The sequence below is a fragment of the Fictibacillus sp. 7GRE50 genome, assembly GCF_015903875.1.
GTDB lineage: Bacteria > Bacillota > Bacilli > Bacillales > Fictibacillaceae > Fictibacillus > Fictibacillus phosphorivorans.
In genome coordinates this window covers 122,414-136,908 of sequence record NZ_JACZDW010000004.1, presented here as the reverse complement: position 1 = coordinate 136,908, position 14,495 = coordinate 122,414, and the positions used below count along the sequence as shown (strand labels likewise).

Sequence of the window (14,495 nt, the reverse complement as noted above, 5' to 3'; positions counted from 1 at the left end):
CTCCCTATTTCTCCAACAGCTCTAGTCTGTTTTTTCTAGATTTGTGCGCTTTCCAAACGATTCCTTGTGATGGGGAAAAGAAGAACGCGAGTGCAAACAGAAAAGCTGAAACTAAAACGATCGTTGCGCCTGATGCCAGGTTATACGTAAAGCTGAAATATAAGCCAAACACCGAAGAAATAACACCTATTAATGCAGACAGATAAATCATCACAGATAATCGATTGGTTAAGAGATAAGCCGTCGCTGCTGGTGTTATCAGCATCGCAACTACTAAAACAATCCCTACCGTTTGCAAAGATGCAACCGTGACCATTGTTAATACTGCCATTAAACAATAATGAATCCATTTGTTTGGCAATCCATAGCTTTGTGCCATTGTTGGATCAAATGTTGAAACGAGGAGCTCTTTGTAAAACAAGACGACAAGACCGATTACTAGTACCCCAATTCCAAGAGTGATCCACATGTCACTCATTCGAACAGCAAGAACGTTACCGAAAAGAATGTGATACAGATCGGCAGAGCTTTTCATCATCGTAATAATCACGATTCCTACAGCAAACATACTCGTAAACATGATCCCTATAGCCATATCATGTTTGATTCTGCTATTCTGGCTCACATATCCGATTCCGATCGCAGTAAGAACCCCCGTTATAACCGCGCCGAAGAAAAAGTTGATTCCTAGCATGTAACTGATCGCAACACCAGGCAACACGGCATGTGAGATTGCATCCCCCATTAAGGCCATGCCTCTTAAAATAATGAAGCATCCAACAATCCCACAAATAATACCTACAACTACTGAGGTAAATAACGCTTTTTGTAAAAATTCATATTGAAATAACGCTTGAAAGAATTCAAAAATACTCATGATGTCACATTCACTCCTTTAGGCTGAAGAAATGAGAACTGATTGGCGTAAGCTTTTGTGATCACCTCTGGCCGAAGAACTTCTTCAGATGCTCCAAATTGAATCATATTTTTATTCAAAAGCAGTAAGTGATCGAAATAGGACTCAGCTTTACTCAAATCATGATGTACGACCAAAATGGTTTTTCCCTCTTTTTTTAGATCTCTCAGAATATGAATAATCGTTTCTTCACTCGCAACATCTATTCCAACGAATGGTTCATCAAGAAAGAACAACTCTGCTTTTTGAGCCAGCGCCCTTGCAAGGAATACCCTTTGTTGCTGTCCACCTGATAGTTCACCGATCTGCCGATTACTGAACGTTTCCATACCTACCGTCTTCAAACATTCATAAGCCCACTCTCTATCACTTTTTGAAGGACGCTTGAATAATCCTAGTTTTGGATACGTTCCAAGCAGGACTACGTCAAATACTGTGATCGGAAAATCCCAATCGATATCTGAACGCTGTGGAACATATGCGATTTTTTTTCTCCATTTTTTAAGCGACTCTCCAAATATAGAAACATCACCTTTATCTTTTGGTATTAAGTTTAAAGCGGCTTTCATCATAGTTGATTTACCAGCACCGTTCGGTCCGATGATTCCCACTAAACTCCCTTGATTCACTGAGAATGATATATCCTTAACTACTTGGTTCCCTAAGTATGAGACATATAAATGATCGATTTGTAATGCCTGTATCATGGAAAAAGACCTCCTTTTTCGTCGAGTAACTTTTTTTGCCCAAGTGCAACTTTAAATTAAAAAATAATCCCTTCACAATTGTATGAAACAAAAAGAAGGAAAGTGAATATTTTAGAAAAAGTAAATGTTTCCTTTAGGCAACTTTTTTACTTAAGTCAAATTATATAGTGTGGACACAAGATTGTAAACGATTTTCTCTAGCCATATTTCTACATTTGCTATATAATCAACTCTGGCAGGAAACTGCTGGGTGGGAGAGGGATGTTTTTTAAGATTTAAGGAAGGAACAAATGGAACAAAATCAAGTTTCACTAAAGAAAGAAGTGCTTGCAGGGATCACCTCATTTTTCACTATCGCTTATATTATTGTCGTTAATCCGCTAATATTAGCAGATGCTGGGATGCCATATGAGGGGGTAGTTCTCGCTACGATCCTAACTTCTGTAGTTGGATGTCTGATCATGGGGCTGTATGCAAAGGCTCCGATCGTATTAACGCCGGGCATGGGGGTAAACGCGTTCTTCACGTATACCATCGTGCAAGGTATGAATTTAAGCTGGCAAGAAGCTCTTGCTGCTGTCGTGATGTCTGGGATATTCTTTTTAATCGCAGCTTCGACACCTTTAAAGGATATACTTTCAAAAAGTATACCTCAATCATTGAAACATAGCATCACAGTAGGAATCGGGTTATTCTTAACGTTTATTGGATTACAAAAAGGCGGAATCATCGAAGCGAGCTCCGCAACTTTTGTAAAGTTAGGACATTTAGATCGTCCTGATGCTATCCTAACGGTAATTGGTCTTTCGGTCACACTGGCATTGTTTCTAAAAAACGTTAAAGGAAGTTTTTTAATCGGGATTGCTTTAACTACTCTTATTGGATTCTTTATGGGTCATACACAAGAAGTTAAAGGCATGTCTGAAGGATTTTCCTTTAAGCCGTTTGGTGAATTGTTATTCGCATTTGATTTTTCAGGGATAACAGAGCTTTCCTTTTGGATAGCAACGTTCTCATTAACCATGATCATCACGTTCGAGAATATGGGATTGTTGTATGGCCTGTTACCTGATCAAGAAAAGTTTCCAAAAGCTTTCCAAGCGAATGCTGCTTCATCTATCGTTTCCGGCTTATTTGGAACTAGTCCAACAATCTCAACGGTAGAGAGTGCATCTGGAATTCAAGAAGGCGGAAGAACAGGAATCACAAGTATCACAGTTGCTGTGTTGTTCTTTTTTTCCATGTTTGCAGCACCTTTCATCGCCTATATTCCTGATGGGGCTATCGCTCCTATTTTAATTATCATTGGCGGTTTGATGGTTCAGCAGATTCAGCATATTCCTTTTGCTGACTTTACAGAGATGTTTCCATCATTTCTTATTATTGCGCTGATACCTTTAACGTACAGCATCGTGGATGGTCTTGCATTTGGATTCATCGCATACCCGCTTGTTAAATGGATGTCAGGACAGAAGAAACAGGTTACAGCACCGATGTATGTAATCGCCTTTTTATTCTTTATGAATTTTATTCTTCATACAATAGTATAAAAATATAAACAAAAAGACTTTGGACAATGTTCCGAAGTCTTTTTTTAGCACTTTCTCCCCTTCTCCCTCATACAATGAGAAAGTCGGGAGGGGGTTTCTAAATGAATCCAATCATTGTTCATTTTGTAAATCAGAAACTTAATTCGATCAGTCCGAACGAACTGATCTCACTAGCCGCGCAATATCAGCTTCCCATTTCACAAAAAGAAGCCGTACAGATCGTAAACATATTGCGAAGGCAGACGATTGATATCAAAAATCTATCACAGCGAAAGATGATCATAGCTACCATCGCAAAAGAAGTTAGCCCTGAAAAAGCGAACTATATCCAATACTTAATTCAAACGTATATTGATAGGTAAACAAAAAAAGCCGCACAGATGTGTGGCTTTTTTTGTTTATTCTTAGGTGTAGTTGGCTAGATCTTATGCGTTTAACAGTTTGTTCTGAAGTTCTGGATCAAACGTTTTTGCTTTGATCATCTCGATCTCTAATTTATATGGAGGTCTTTTGTTGTTTTTATCTGTACCTACATAAGGTGTTTCAAGAATCTTCGGGATATCCTTAAATTGTTCATGATGAACGATGTAATTTAAGGCATCGAAGCCAATATGTCCAAAGCCAATGTTTTCATGTCTGTCTTTAGCAGCTCCTGTTACATTTTTGCTGTCATTAATGTGGAAAACTTTAATCCGATCCATTCCGATTACTTTATCGAACTGGTTCAATACTCCATCAAAATCATTAACGATATCATAACCTGCATCATGTGTATGGCATGTATCAAAACAAACAGAAAGTTTTTCGTTAAGCGTTACACCATCAATAATCTGTGCAAGTTCTTCGAATGTCTTGCCGCACTCAGATCCTTTACCGGCCATTGTTTCTAGAGCAATTTGAACATTTTGCTCTTTCGTCAATACTTCGTTAAGGCCTTCGATGATTTTCTTGATTCCAATCTCTGAACCTTCTCCAACATGTGCTCCTGGATGAAGTACGATCTGTTTTGCACCAAGTGCGTCAGTTCGTTCGATCTCTCTTCTTAAGAAATCGACTCCCAGCTCAAATGTTTCAGGTTTCACAGCATTTCCGATGTTGATGATATACGGTGCATGAACAACAATATCAGCGATGCCATTCTCGATCATGTGTTTCGTTCCTGCTTCGATATTAAGGTCTTCAATTTTTTTTCGTCTCGTGTTTTGGGGTGCACCCGTATAGATCATAAATGTATTGGCACCATATGAAACAGCTTCTTCACTCGCAGCGAGAAGCATTTTTTTACCGCTCATTGAAACGTGAGATCCTAGTTTAATCATATTTTCCCCTCTTCCCTAACCTACTATCTGATGTTTCTTCTTTTCTTCTTCATAAGTTTCTTTTTCTGTTCGTCCATTTTCTTCTTATAACCTGGCTTTACTTTTCGTGGTTTTGGTACATAAACGCCATCTTGCTCTTTTGCACCTGTACTTTTCTTACTCGGTTTCACAGGTACCCACTCACCGTTCTTGTATTGCTCGATATGGAAAACAATCTTTTTCTCTTTTAACTTTTGAACAGAATGCTGATCGGTCTGCTCGTAAAGAGATGCGCAGATTCCAGACATTCCAGCACGACCCGTTCTTCCTGCTCTATGCACGTAAAAATCTAGATCTTTAGGAAACTCATAGTTGATGATGTGGCTGACACCTTTAATGTCAATACCTCGAGCTGCAAGATCCGTTGCTACTAAGAACTGAAACTCAGCTTTCTGAACGCGTTTCATGATGTTCTTTCTTGTACGAGGCGGAATGTCGCCATGAAGACGTTCAACGCTCATTCCTTCAGCACTCATAGCATCTGCGATCTCATCGACTGCTTTTTTTGTGTTTGCAAATATAATCGCAAAATAAGGATTATAATTTCTTGCTGTTTTGATCAGTGTAGGAAGTTTGTCGTTGTGTTTTGTTTGAATAAGAACGTGCTTGATATCTTTTGCAGTAATATGCTGAGGTTCAACGTGAACGTGTTTAGGATTCTGCATATATTTTTTCAAGAATGGCTGCAGCTTTTCTGGTACTGTGGCAGAGAACACCATCATCTGAAGTTCGTTAGCCATACGAGAAGCGATCAAATCTACATCTTCAATAAAGCCCATATCGAGCATCTGATCAGCTTCATCCACTACGAGCATGTTAGCCGTAAATACGACTAATTCTTGTGCGTTTACCAAATCTTTTATACGACCTGGAGTTCCGATCACTAATTGAGGAACTGTTTTAAGCTTCTCAGCCATACGTTTTCTATCCGTTCCACCAACAATTGCTTTTGCGCGGATCTGTTTATCCTCAGGCATATGCTCAGAAATCTTCAGAAACTCATTATAAATTTGCTGTGCTAATTCACGAGTAGGAGCTGTGATTACTGCTTGTACTTCGTCTTTTGTGATATCTATTCTATGCATCAATGGAAGCAGGAACGCAAATGTCTTTCCCGAACCTGTCTGTGATTGTCCGATCATGTCTTGCCCGTTGATAATTCCAGGAATTACACGCTCTTGAATATCAGTTGGTCTTTCAAATCCAATACTGCTTAAAGCAGTCTGGAGCGATTCGTTTATTTTTAACCGTTCAAACGGAGATTTCATACGCTCACCTTTTCTTTTCAAATATAAATTCTTCACTTTTAGTATTATAGAGTAAGTTTTGCATTTAAGCCAACCATCCTTAAGATTAATAAGAAAACAGGGATAAATATCACACATGTTTTTCTATTTTCATATTCTATATATGAGCGTATTATTTTGGAAAGGAGGGGGAATTATGCAGCCTTTTTATAGATATCCAAATCAACATCAGCATCCTATGCAACCCTTTCAAGTAAATCCTTATCTTCAAAACATGAATGGGATGAATGGTATGCCGCGTCAGGTGGGTTCTGTCGACAGGTTCTTGGGGACGATTGGCAGCGGTGGAAGTATAACAGGTGGAACAAGTGTGTTTACGATGTTAAACAACGTGCAAAAGGTCTTAAAAGTCGCTGAGACGATGGGACCTATGATCAAACAATATGGTCCTGCAATGAGAAATCTGCCTTCCATCATGACAGCTCTTAAAGATTTCCAAAGCGGTTCGAGCTCAAAGGCAGAGAATGATACTGAGGCAGATACCTCCGAAAAACCGGAAAACACAGAACAAACGACTGACACCAATGAAAAAAGCGAAGCTAAGAAAAATGTTGTAAAGAAAAATGAAAAGAAAGAAAAAAGAAAACCAGAAACTGAAGAAAAGGTGGTTGTAGCTGGACCTAAGTCTACAAGTACATCCACACCAACCGAGGCACCAACTGTTATTAGAAAAACGCCAAGTGCTACAAAAACTATTCCAACAGCTCCAAAAACAAACGTACCTAAAGGCTACCACTTATCGGGGCCGAAACTATATGTATGAGTATAGTGTTTGAGTTCTTATGGTCTCTCCTTTATAATAAAAACATACAGAAGTAAATCTCCCAAGACAGCATAGATCTCTGTGCTGTCTTTTATATGGATAAAGGAGAGATCGAATATGGAAATCGTTAAAATATCTCCACGAGGATATTGTTATGGTGTTGTGGACGCGATGGTCATGGCTCGCCAAGCAGCTAATGATCCGACACTGCCTAGACCCATCTATATACTTGGTATGATCGTTCACAATAAACATGTGACAGATGCCTTTGAAGATGAAGGGATCATTACCCTCGACGGAGCGAACAGACTTGATATTATTAGAAACATTGAATCGGGCACCGTTATTTATACGGCTCATGGAGTTTCTCCAGAAGTGAGACGAATTGCGCATGAAAAGGGCTTATATGAAATCGATGCTACATGTCCTGATGTTACAAAAACGCATGACCTCATTCGTGAAAAAGAAAAAGAAGGATATGAGATTATCTATATCGGTAAGAAAGGTCACCCTGAACCAGAAGGAGCGATAGGAATTGCACCTCATATCGTACATCTTGTAGAAAATACGGATGATCTAGATTCACTTAACGTGAACAGCGAAAAGATACTCATTACAAATCAAACGACGATGAGTCAATGGGATGTAGCCGAACTCATCAAAAGATTGCTTATGAGATATCCTACTGCGGAGGTTCACAAAGAGATCTGTTTAGCCACTCAGGTCAGACAAGAAGCTGTTGCGAACCAAGCAGGTGATTGTGATCTTGTTCTTGTAGTTGGTGACCCTAGAAGTAATAACTCAAATCGTTTGGCACAAGTTTCAGAAGAAATTGCAGGAACAAAAGCATACCGAATTTCTGATGTATCTGAAATTGAGTTGAGTTGGTTAGAGGGGGTCAAAAAAGTAGGAATCACATCTGGTGCTTCTACACCAACACCTATAACGAAAGAAGTTATCGATTTCCTAAAAAACTATGATGACCAAAATGAAGAGACATGGAAAAAAGAGCGTAAGGTAACACTTAATCGCATACTTCCAAAAGTTAAAGAGAAAAAGTCATAAAAAAGAAAAGTCGGGTATATCCCGGCTTTTCTTTTTTTGTAAGTGTATGAGTCTAGTCTACATAAAGGTAAAAGGATCAGTGATGATGTTTGATTCTACAACTTCAGTCTCATATTTGTTGGCATCTATTTTTTGTTCAAGTAATTCCTTGAGCTTCCTCTTCATGATCTGTTCGATATGATGTCCTGCATCTACGATTGTAAGACCTTCTTCTTGTGCATCATGTGCATTATGGTAATAGATATCTCCTGTTACTAATACATCTGCACCTTTATGAAGAGCGGGATAAATATATTTGTTTCCATCTCCTCCGACTACGGCTACTTTTCTTAGCATAGATTTTTTTCCTTTAATAACACGAAGACTCGAAATTCCAAATGCATTTTTTACATGATCAACAAATTCTTGAAGGTTCATCTCTTCAGGAAGCTTTCCGATCTTTCCAATTCCAAGTTCTTCACCTTTGTTTAATAGCGGATAGAGATCAAACGCTACCTCTTCATAAGGATGCGCTTTTCTCATCGCCGATACAACGGCTTTTTGAAGAGATTGTGGCATGATGGATTCGATCTTCACTTCTTCAACTTTTTCTAATCGCCCTTCTTTGCCTATAAAGGGTGACGTTCCTTCTAGTGGAGTAAACGTGCCAGTTCCATCACTAGAAAAAGAACAATGGCTGTAATTTCCGATATGACCAGCTCCAGCATTGCCAATGGCAAGTCTTACTTGTTCTTCATGTGTCCGAGGTACAAACACAGATAACTTTACGAGTTGATCTTCATAGGTTGTAGATAACACTTCTGTGTTCATTAATTGCAATTGATCAGCCAACCATTCATTCACACCTAGCCTAGTAACATCCAAATTCGTATGCGCTGCGTAAACCGTTATATCGTTCTTGATTAATTTTTCGATTACTTTTCCTTTTGATGTGCTGATATCAATCTTTTTCAACGGACGGTAAAGCAATGGATGATGAGCAATAATGAGATCTACTTCACCTTCAATCGCTTCATCTACTACACTTTCTAAAACATCAAGTGCGATCATCACTTTTTTTATAGGCTTGTTTAATGAACCAACTTGCAATCCGATAGGGTCACCTTCTACAGCCATCTTTTTAGGTGCGAACCCTTCTAATAGAGAAATGATGTATTGCCCACTTGCACATTTACTCAAGAAATCCACTCCTCTGCGTGTTTAATGTTTCTTCTTAGTTCTTCTCTTTTTTCTTCTGCTGTTACTCCTGAACTATTTTCCATCTGAGTCAATATAGCATTCCATTGTTTGACTTCCCCAGCCCACTTTTCTTTAAACGCTTCGTTCTGATGTTTTAATAAAAATGGTCCGAATAATAATTCCGCTTCTTTATGTTCTGTATAAGGTTGTTCACCAGAACGTTCAGCTACAAGGATTTCGTAAATCTTACCATCTTCTTTTAAGATTTCTTCAGCGATTAATACCCAATCCTCTTTTAATAGCCACTTTCTCACTGTTTTTGATCCAATATTAGGTTGAAGAATAAGACGTTTTGTACACCCAAACTTATTCTTCCCTTTTTCAAGTATAGATGTGATTAAAGACCCGCCCATGCCACAGATTGTGATAACTTCTGCTTCGTCTGGGTTCAGTACTGAAAGTCCATCACCTTTTCTTACTTCGATCACATCGGTCAGGTTATCTAGAACCACCTGTTCTTTCGCTGATAAATAAGGACCGTCAGTAATCTCACCTGCAATTCCTTTTTTTATCACTTTTTTCAGTCCTAAATAACAAGGAAGATACGCGTGGTCAGAACCGATATCTGCTAATATTGTGTTCTCAGGTACGTATGAAGCCACTCGCTCTAGTCGATTTGATAATTTTTCTGAATTCATTTTTATCACCGTTTCAATTAGTTTGTTCCTTTTAGTATTCTCAAACTTTTATCATTTTTTGTAAAGAAAGCCTGGTTGACCAAAAAGCATATATAAAAATACTATCGTCTTGTTCATAATTTACTTCTGGATGCACAAAGAAAAAAGCTTCCTGTTATTAATAACAAGAAGCTCTTCTTATTTTATTTTTTTTCTGCTAACCAATCAACTAATATTTTTGCTTCTTCACCTTTAACTAGCCCTGCTGGCATTCCAGAACCTTTACCGTTCTTCACGATATCTGCAATTTCTTCAGGCTTGTACTTGCCGCCAATCTTTTCCAGTGCAGGACCAACATTACCTTCTAAGTTCTGTCCATGACAAGAAGAACAGTTCTGCTTATAGATTGCTTCTGGATCCATAGCAGCCTTTTCTTTATCTTGACTAGCCGTATGAATTTTGTTGATACCATATCCGCCCATTGTAAGCATAAGAACAATTCCAATAACTCCAATAATGGCAAAAGGAATGAGTGGATTACGTTTCATGCAAATTCCTCCTTCATCTGTACACTACAAGTGTTGTGATCTTGATAAACTTAATATGTATAGTAAACAATCCATAACCTATTGTACTGTAAAAGCGTTTACTTGGGAAGTACAAACTCTATTTTTCCCAGTTTTGTCACAGCATTAACTTTTTAAACTTTTTTGCCTAACTTTTGTAGATTCAGTCATTTACTTTATGTGAGAAGGCACAAAAAAACAAAAAAGCCACACTGCTGGTGGCTATTCATGCATAACTGAAAGTGCCTCAATCGCTTGTTCTCGAAGCTTAAATTTTTGTACTTTTCCAGAAGCCGTCATCGGATATTGATCAAGAAAGAGATAATATTCTGGAATCTTAAAGTGAGAAATCTTTCCTTTACAATAACTCTTCAATTCCTCTTTAGAAAGTGTATGACCTTCTTTTAACTGGATGCATGCTGCTACTTTTTCTCCAAATTTTTTATCCGGAACACCAATCACTTGTACATCTAAAATGGAAGGATGAGAATAGAGAAACTCTTCGACTTCTCTCGGATATACGTTCTCACCGCCACGTATGATCATATCTTTTAGGCGGCCTGTAATTCTAAAGTAACCTTCTTTATCAACAGTCGCGAGATCTCCCGTATGAAGCCATCCATCTCTATCAATCGCTTCGTCCGTTGCTTCAGGCATCTTATAATAGCCTTTCATAACATGGTAACCTCTTGTACAAAGTTCTCCTTGTTCACCATGGTTCACTTCTTGATTTGTTATCGGATCGACCACTTTTGCTTCTACTTGAGAATGCTTCTTTCCAACCGTTTCTACTCTGCGCTCTATCGGATCATCTGTTCTCGTTTGTGTGATAACAGGGGAGGACTCTGTTTGGCCGTAGGCAATCGTAATCTCGGACATTCCCATCTTCTCGATCACTTTCTTCATGACTTCAATCGGACAAGGTGACCCCGCCATGATTCCTGTGCGAAGTGTGCCTAGATCATAAGAATCAAAATCGGGAAGGTTCAGTTCTGCGATGAACATTGTAGGGACTCCATGCAGTCCTGTACACTTTTCGTTTTGAACCGTCTCTAAAACTTCCTGAGGATCAAATTGCACGATCGGTACCATCGTAGCTCCGACTGAAACTGCTGCAAGGGTACCTAATACACAGCCGAAGCAATGAAAGAACGGTACAGGTATGCACAATCGATCTACATTCGTTAAGTTCATGCTATCCGCGATCTGCCTAGCGTTATTTACAATATTGTAATGAGTCAGCATGACCCCTTTCGGAAATCCCGTAGTACCTGACGTGTACTGCATATTGATAACGTCATCACAGTGAAGAGAGGCTTCTCTTATTTCAAGCTCTTCATCTGATATAACATTTCCTGCTTCCAACATATCTAAAAAAGTCTCATAAGAAGATGATTCAGCATCTAGTTGAATAAAATGTTTTAATACAGGAAATTCAGATGATCGGTCTCTCACAGAGTCCACCATATCTTTGTAAGATGTAGTACGGAATTGTTCGATAAAGAATAAAGCTTTTGCATCAGACTGCTTCAACAAGTAATCTAATTCAGAAGATTGATAATTCGTGTTGACCGTGACGAGAACAGCACCAGCTCGTGCAGAACCGAACTGAAGCAGCAGCCACTCAGGTACATTGGTAGCCCAAACTGCTATATGATCTCCTTTTTCAATCCCCATAGCCATCAAGCCTTTGGCAACTTTAGTCGTTAATTCATAAAATTCTTGATAGGTGTAGCGAATTCCTAGTTTGCTGTAAACCATAGCTTCTTGATCCTTAAGTTCTAACGCTTGTTTTCTTAAACAATCCCCTACAGTTACTTTCATTAGTTCAGCCATAATTCACCCCATCGCTTGATCTCTTAATGAATGTTAGCAGCCAATTTCCCTTGCAATAACGATACGTTGGATTTCTGATGTACCTTCTCCAATCTCAAGAAGTTTAGCGTCTCTGAAATAACGTTCCACATGATAATCTCTCATGTAGCCGTTACCACCATGAATTTGAACAGATTCAGAACAAATCTGCATACATGCTTCTGATGCATATAATTTTGCCATCGAAGCTTCTTTTGAGAACTTCTTACCCTGGTCTTTGAGCCATGCCGCTTTGTATACCATTAATCTGGCAAGTTCGATCTTCATGGCCATATCTGCTAGCTTGAATTGAATAGCTTGGAACTTTGAAATCGATCTTCCAAATTGTTTGCGCTCTTTCGAATACGCTAGAGCCCTCTCGTAGGCCGCCTGTGCAATCCCAACAGCCATTGCCCCTATACCTATTCTTCCTCCATCCAATGTCACCAGGAACTGTTTAAAGCCGTCTCCACGCTTTCCTAAAAGATTTTCTTCAGGTACTCTTACATCTTCCATAAAAAGTTCCGTAGTATTAGAAGAGTGAAGACCCATCTTCTCGTAATTATCGATAACACGGAATCCTTTAGCATCTGTAGGTACGATAATAGCTGATATTTCTTTATCGTTACCATTTCTATCTGTAATAGCGGTTAATGCTAAGTGCTTAGCATAACTCGCATTTGTGATATAGCATTTTGAACCATTAATCACCCATTCACCATTTTCCGTTTTCGCAGTTGTTTCTGTGCCACCTGCATCTGAACCCGCATTTGGTTCTGTTAATCCGAATGCTCCAAGAGAGTCTCCTGTGCAGATTGGCGTTAGATACTTTTCTTTTTGTTCGTGAGTACCAAATAGATTTAAAGGAGCTCCACCTAAAGAAACATGTGCAGAATATGTAATTCCAGTAGACCCACAAGCGCGGCTCAGCTCTTCTACAGCAATCGCAAAACTTATCGTATCAGCTCCGCCCCCACCGTATTCTTCGGGAAAAGGCAGACCCATCATTCCTAATTTAGAAAGCTTTTGAAAAATCTCTACCGGGAATTCTTTATTTTTATCTCTTGCTTCAGCACCCGGTGCTACCACTTCATCTGCAAATTCCCTCATCATTTTTTGAATCATCAACTGCTCTTCTGTTAATGTAAAATTCATGGTTGCATCCCACCCTTTAATAAATTTACGCCTCAAATTTGTATGCGCTTACATGTTTATTATAGATATAAAGGCTGAATTTTTACAAGATTTAAAGAATTTTTAATTTAATATTAAGGAGAATAAGCAAGCAACAAAAAGAATTTCGTAGAAAACAGTATCACAAAATGAGTTTTTGATGAGTTTGCATTGAGGTGGAATAATAAGTAAAATAAAAGAAATAAAAAAAGCTTGCCCAGATTTGGGCAAACTTTCTATTCTAAAAAGTCTTTTAATCGTTTACTTCTGCTTGGATGGCGGAGTTTACGGAGTGCCTTAGCTTCAATCTGACGAATACGTTCACGCGTAACGCCAAACACTTTACCTACTTCTTCGAGGGTGCGAGTACGTCCGTCATCAAGCCCGAAACGCAGACGAAGAACATTTTCTTCTCGATCTGTTAGTGTATCTAGAACATCTTCAAGCTGTTCTTTTAACAGCTCATAGGCAGCAGCTTCTGAAGGTGCTAATGCATCCTGATCTTCAATGAAATCACCAAGATGAGAATCGTCTTCTTCACCAATAGGTGTTTCTAAAGAGACTGGCTCTTGAGCAATCTTCAGTATTTCACGAACCTTTTCTGGTGTTAGTTCCATTTCAGCACCGATCTCTTCTGGAGATGGCTCACGTCCAAGATCTTGAAGCAGCTGGCGTTGAACACGAATCAGTTTATTAATCGTCTCAACCATATGAACTGGAATACGAATTGTACGAGCTTGGTCAGCAATCGCACGCGTGATCGCCTGACGAATCCACCATGTTGCATACGTACTAAATTTAAATCCTTTATCATAGTCGAACTTTTCAACAGCTTTGATCAATCCCATGTTACCTTCTTGGATAAGATCAAGGAACAGCATTCCACGACCAACATAACGTTTTGCAATACTTACAACGAGTCGTAAGTTAGCTTCTGCAAGACGGCGTTTAGCTTCTTCATCACCGTTCTCAATACGTTTTGCTAGTTCGATCTCTTCGTCTGCTGAAAGTAAGTCTACACGACCGATTTCTTTTAAGTACATACGAACTGGATCGTTGATCTTAACTCCTGGCGGTACGCTTAAATCATTAAGATCGAATTCTTCTTCCTCTTTTTCCATTTCGAACTTAGGATCTTCTTCGTCTTCTGCATCCTCAGATGCTTCAGCAACTTCAACACCTTGTTCTTCAAGGTATGAATAGAACTCATCCATTTGATCAGAATCTTGTTCAAAAGGTGCCAGCTTACTTGTGATTTCTGTATATGTTAGCCGTCCTCGCTTCTTACCGGCCTCAACTAATTGTTCTTTAACTTGATCGATGGTTAATTCGCCTTCCGTTCCTTGACGGTTTGGTTTCTCAGCCATTCGATCCCCTCCT

At 39.0% G+C, this 14,495-nt stretch carries 14 protein-coding genes; 4 read left to right on the top strand and 10 right to left on the bottom strand.

Features of this window, described 5'->3' with window-relative positions:
* Positions 1-4: 4 nt before the first annotated feature.
* Both IHV12_RS15725 and IHV12_RS15720 read right to left on the bottom strand, forming a co-directional pair.
* A complete protein-coding gene (locus tag IHV12_RS15725; protein ID WP_144699028.1) occupies positions 5-877 on the bottom strand; it encodes a metal ABC transporter permease in 873 nt (290 codons plus the stop codon).
* Positions 874-1,623 (bottom strand): metal ABC transporter ATP-binding protein, encoded by a 750-nt coding sequence (locus tag IHV12_RS15720; RefSeq protein WP_197133145.1) that lies wholly within the window; start codon positions 1,621-1,623, stop codon positions 874-876. The genes IHV12_RS15725 and IHV12_RS15720 overlap by 4 nt, the downstream gene beginning before the upstream one ends.
* 290 nt (positions 1,624-1,913) lie before the next feature.
* Here IHV12_RS15720 and IHV12_RS15715 point away from each other — a divergent pair, with 290 nt between their 5' ends.
* Both IHV12_RS15715 and IHV12_RS15710 read left to right on the top strand, forming a co-directional pair.
* Positions 1,914-3,173 (top strand): NCS2 family permease, encoded by a 1,260-nt coding sequence (locus IHV12_RS15715; protein ID WP_197133148.1) that lies wholly within the window; start codon positions 1,914-1,916, stop codon positions 3,171-3,173.
* Positions 3,174-3,274: 101 nt separating this feature from the next.
* On the top strand, positions 3,275-3,535 hold the full coding sequence (locus IHV12_RS15710; protein ID WP_066396234.1) for a DUF2624 domain-containing protein: 261 nt from the start codon (positions 3,275-3,277) through the stop codon (positions 3,533-3,535).
* Positions 3,536-3,598: 63 nt separating this feature from the next.
* Here IHV12_RS15710 and IHV12_RS15705 read toward each other — a convergent pair whose 3' ends face one another.
* The gene (locus IHV12_RS15705) at positions 3,599-4,492 is read right to left on the bottom strand and encodes a deoxyribonuclease IV (RefSeq protein WP_197191459.1); all 894 of its coding nucleotides are present in this window, start codon (positions 4,490-4,492) and stop codon (positions 3,599-3,601) included.
* 23 nt (positions 4,493-4,515) lie between these two features.
* Positions 4,516-5,799: a DEAD/DEAH box helicase gene (locus IHV12_RS15700; protein WP_197191458.1), complete on the bottom strand. Its 1,284-nt coding sequence runs from the start codon at positions 5,797-5,799 to the stop codon at positions 4,516-4,518.
* A gap of 175 nt (positions 5,800-5,974) precedes the next feature.
* On the opposite strand from IHV12_RS15700, the gene vrrA reads away from it, so the two are divergent.
* Together vrrA and IHV12_RS15690 are read left to right on the top strand one after the other, a co-directional pair.
* The gene (gene vrrA, locus IHV12_RS15695; protein WP_197191457.1) at positions 5,975-6,601 is read left to right on the top strand and encodes a VrrA/YqfQ family protein; all 627 of its coding nucleotides are present in this window, start codon (positions 5,975-5,977) and stop codon (positions 6,599-6,601) included.
* 117 nt (positions 6,602-6,718) lie between these two features.
* Positions 6,719-7,666: a 4-hydroxy-3-methylbut-2-enyl diphosphate reductase gene (locus IHV12_RS15690; RefSeq protein ID WP_197191456.1), complete on the top strand. Its 948-nt coding sequence runs from the start codon at positions 6,719-6,721 to the stop codon at positions 7,664-7,666.
* A 57-nt stretch (positions 7,667-7,723) separates the two neighbouring features.
* Here IHV12_RS15690 and IHV12_RS15685 read toward each other — a convergent pair whose 3' ends face one another.
* The 6 genes from IHV12_RS15685 to rpoD form a co-directional block, all read right to left on the bottom strand.
* Complete coding sequence (locus IHV12_RS15685) at positions 7,724-8,845, bottom strand: Nif3-like dinuclear metal center hexameric protein (protein WP_197191455.1); 1,122 nt, start codon at positions 8,843-8,845, stop codon at positions 7,724-7,726.
* The gene (locus tag IHV12_RS15680; protein WP_197133161.1) at positions 8,842-9,543 is read right to left on the bottom strand and encodes a tRNA (adenine(22)-N(1))-methyltransferase; all 702 of its coding nucleotides are present in this window, start codon (positions 9,541-9,543) and stop codon (positions 8,842-8,844) included. Before IHV12_RS15680 ends, IHV12_RS15685 begins: the two co-directional genes overlap by 4 nt.
* Positions 9,544-9,725: 182 nt before the next feature.
* The gene (gene cccA / locus IHV12_RS15675) at positions 9,726-10,070 is read right to left on the bottom strand and encodes a cytochrome c550 (RefSeq protein ID WP_066237583.1); all 345 of its coding nucleotides are present in this window, start codon (positions 10,068-10,070) and stop codon (positions 9,726-9,728) included.
* Between the two features lie 240 nt (positions 10,071-10,310).
* Positions 10,311-11,924, bottom strand: a complete 1,614-nt coding sequence (locus tag IHV12_RS15670; protein WP_197191454.1) for an AMP-binding protein — start codon at positions 11,922-11,924, stop codon at positions 10,311-10,313.
* Between the two features lie 33 nt (positions 11,925-11,957).
* On the bottom strand, positions 11,958-13,097 hold the full coding sequence (locus IHV12_RS15665) for an acyl-CoA dehydrogenase family protein (protein ID WP_197133167.1): 1,140 nt from the start codon (positions 13,095-13,097) through the stop codon (positions 11,958-11,960).
* Positions 13,098-13,351: 254 nt separating this feature from the next.
* Positions 13,352-14,482, bottom strand: coding sequence for an RNA polymerase sigma factor RpoD (gene rpoD, locus IHV12_RS15660; protein ID WP_066396256.1), 1,131 nt, complete (start codon positions 14,480-14,482; stop codon positions 13,352-13,354).
* Positions 14,483-14,495: the final 13 nt, after the last annotated feature.

Bases quoted from the DNA above. Each gene is read 5' to 3' on its own strand.
- IHV12_RS15725 (WP_144699028.1), bottom strand. From the start codon at position 877: ATGAGTATTTTTGAATTCTTTCAAGCGTTATTTCAATATGAATTTTTA.
- IHV12_RS15720 (WP_197133145.1), bottom strand. From the start codon at position 1,623: ATGATACAGGCATTACAAATCGATCATTTATATGTCTCATACTTAGGG.
- IHV12_RS15715 (WP_197133148.1), top strand. From the start codon at position 1,914: ATGGAACAAAATCAAGTTTCACTAAAGAAAGAAGTGCTTGCAGGGATC.
- IHV12_RS15710 (WP_066396234.1), top strand. From the start codon at position 3,275: ATGAATCCAATCATTGTTCATTTTGTAAATCAGAAACTTAATTCGATC.
- IHV12_RS15705 (WP_197191459.1), bottom strand. From the start codon at position 4,492: ATGATTAAACTAGGATCTCACGTTTCAATGAGCGGTAAAAAAATGCTT.
- IHV12_RS15700 (WP_197191458.1), bottom strand. From the start codon at position 5,799: ATGAAATCTCCGTTTGAACGGTTAAAAATAAACGAATCGCTCCAGACT.
- vrrA (WP_197191457.1), top strand. From the start codon at position 5,975: ATGCAGCCTTTTTATAGATATCCAAATCAACATCAGCATCCTATGCAA.
- IHV12_RS15690 (WP_197191456.1), top strand. From the start codon at position 6,719: ATGGAAATCGTTAAAATATCTCCACGAGGATATTGTTATGGTGTTGTG.
- IHV12_RS15680 (WP_197133161.1), bottom strand. From the start codon at position 9,543: ATGAATTCAGAAAAATTATCAAATCGACTAGAGCGAGTGGCTTCATAC.
- cccA (WP_066237583.1), bottom strand. From the start codon at position 10,070: ATGAAACGTAATCCACTCATTCCTTTTGCCATTATTGGAGTTATTGGA.
- IHV12_RS15670 (WP_197191454.1), bottom strand. From the start codon at position 11,924: ATGGCTGAACTAATGAAAGTAACTGTAGGGGATTGTTTAAGAAAACAA.
- IHV12_RS15665 (WP_197133167.1), bottom strand. From the start codon at position 13,097: ATGAATTTTACATTAACAGAAGAGCAGTTGATGATTCAAAAAATGATG.
- rpoD (WP_066396256.1), bottom strand. From the start codon at position 14,482: ATGGCTGAGAAACCAAACCGTCAAGGAACGGAAGGCGAATTAACCATC.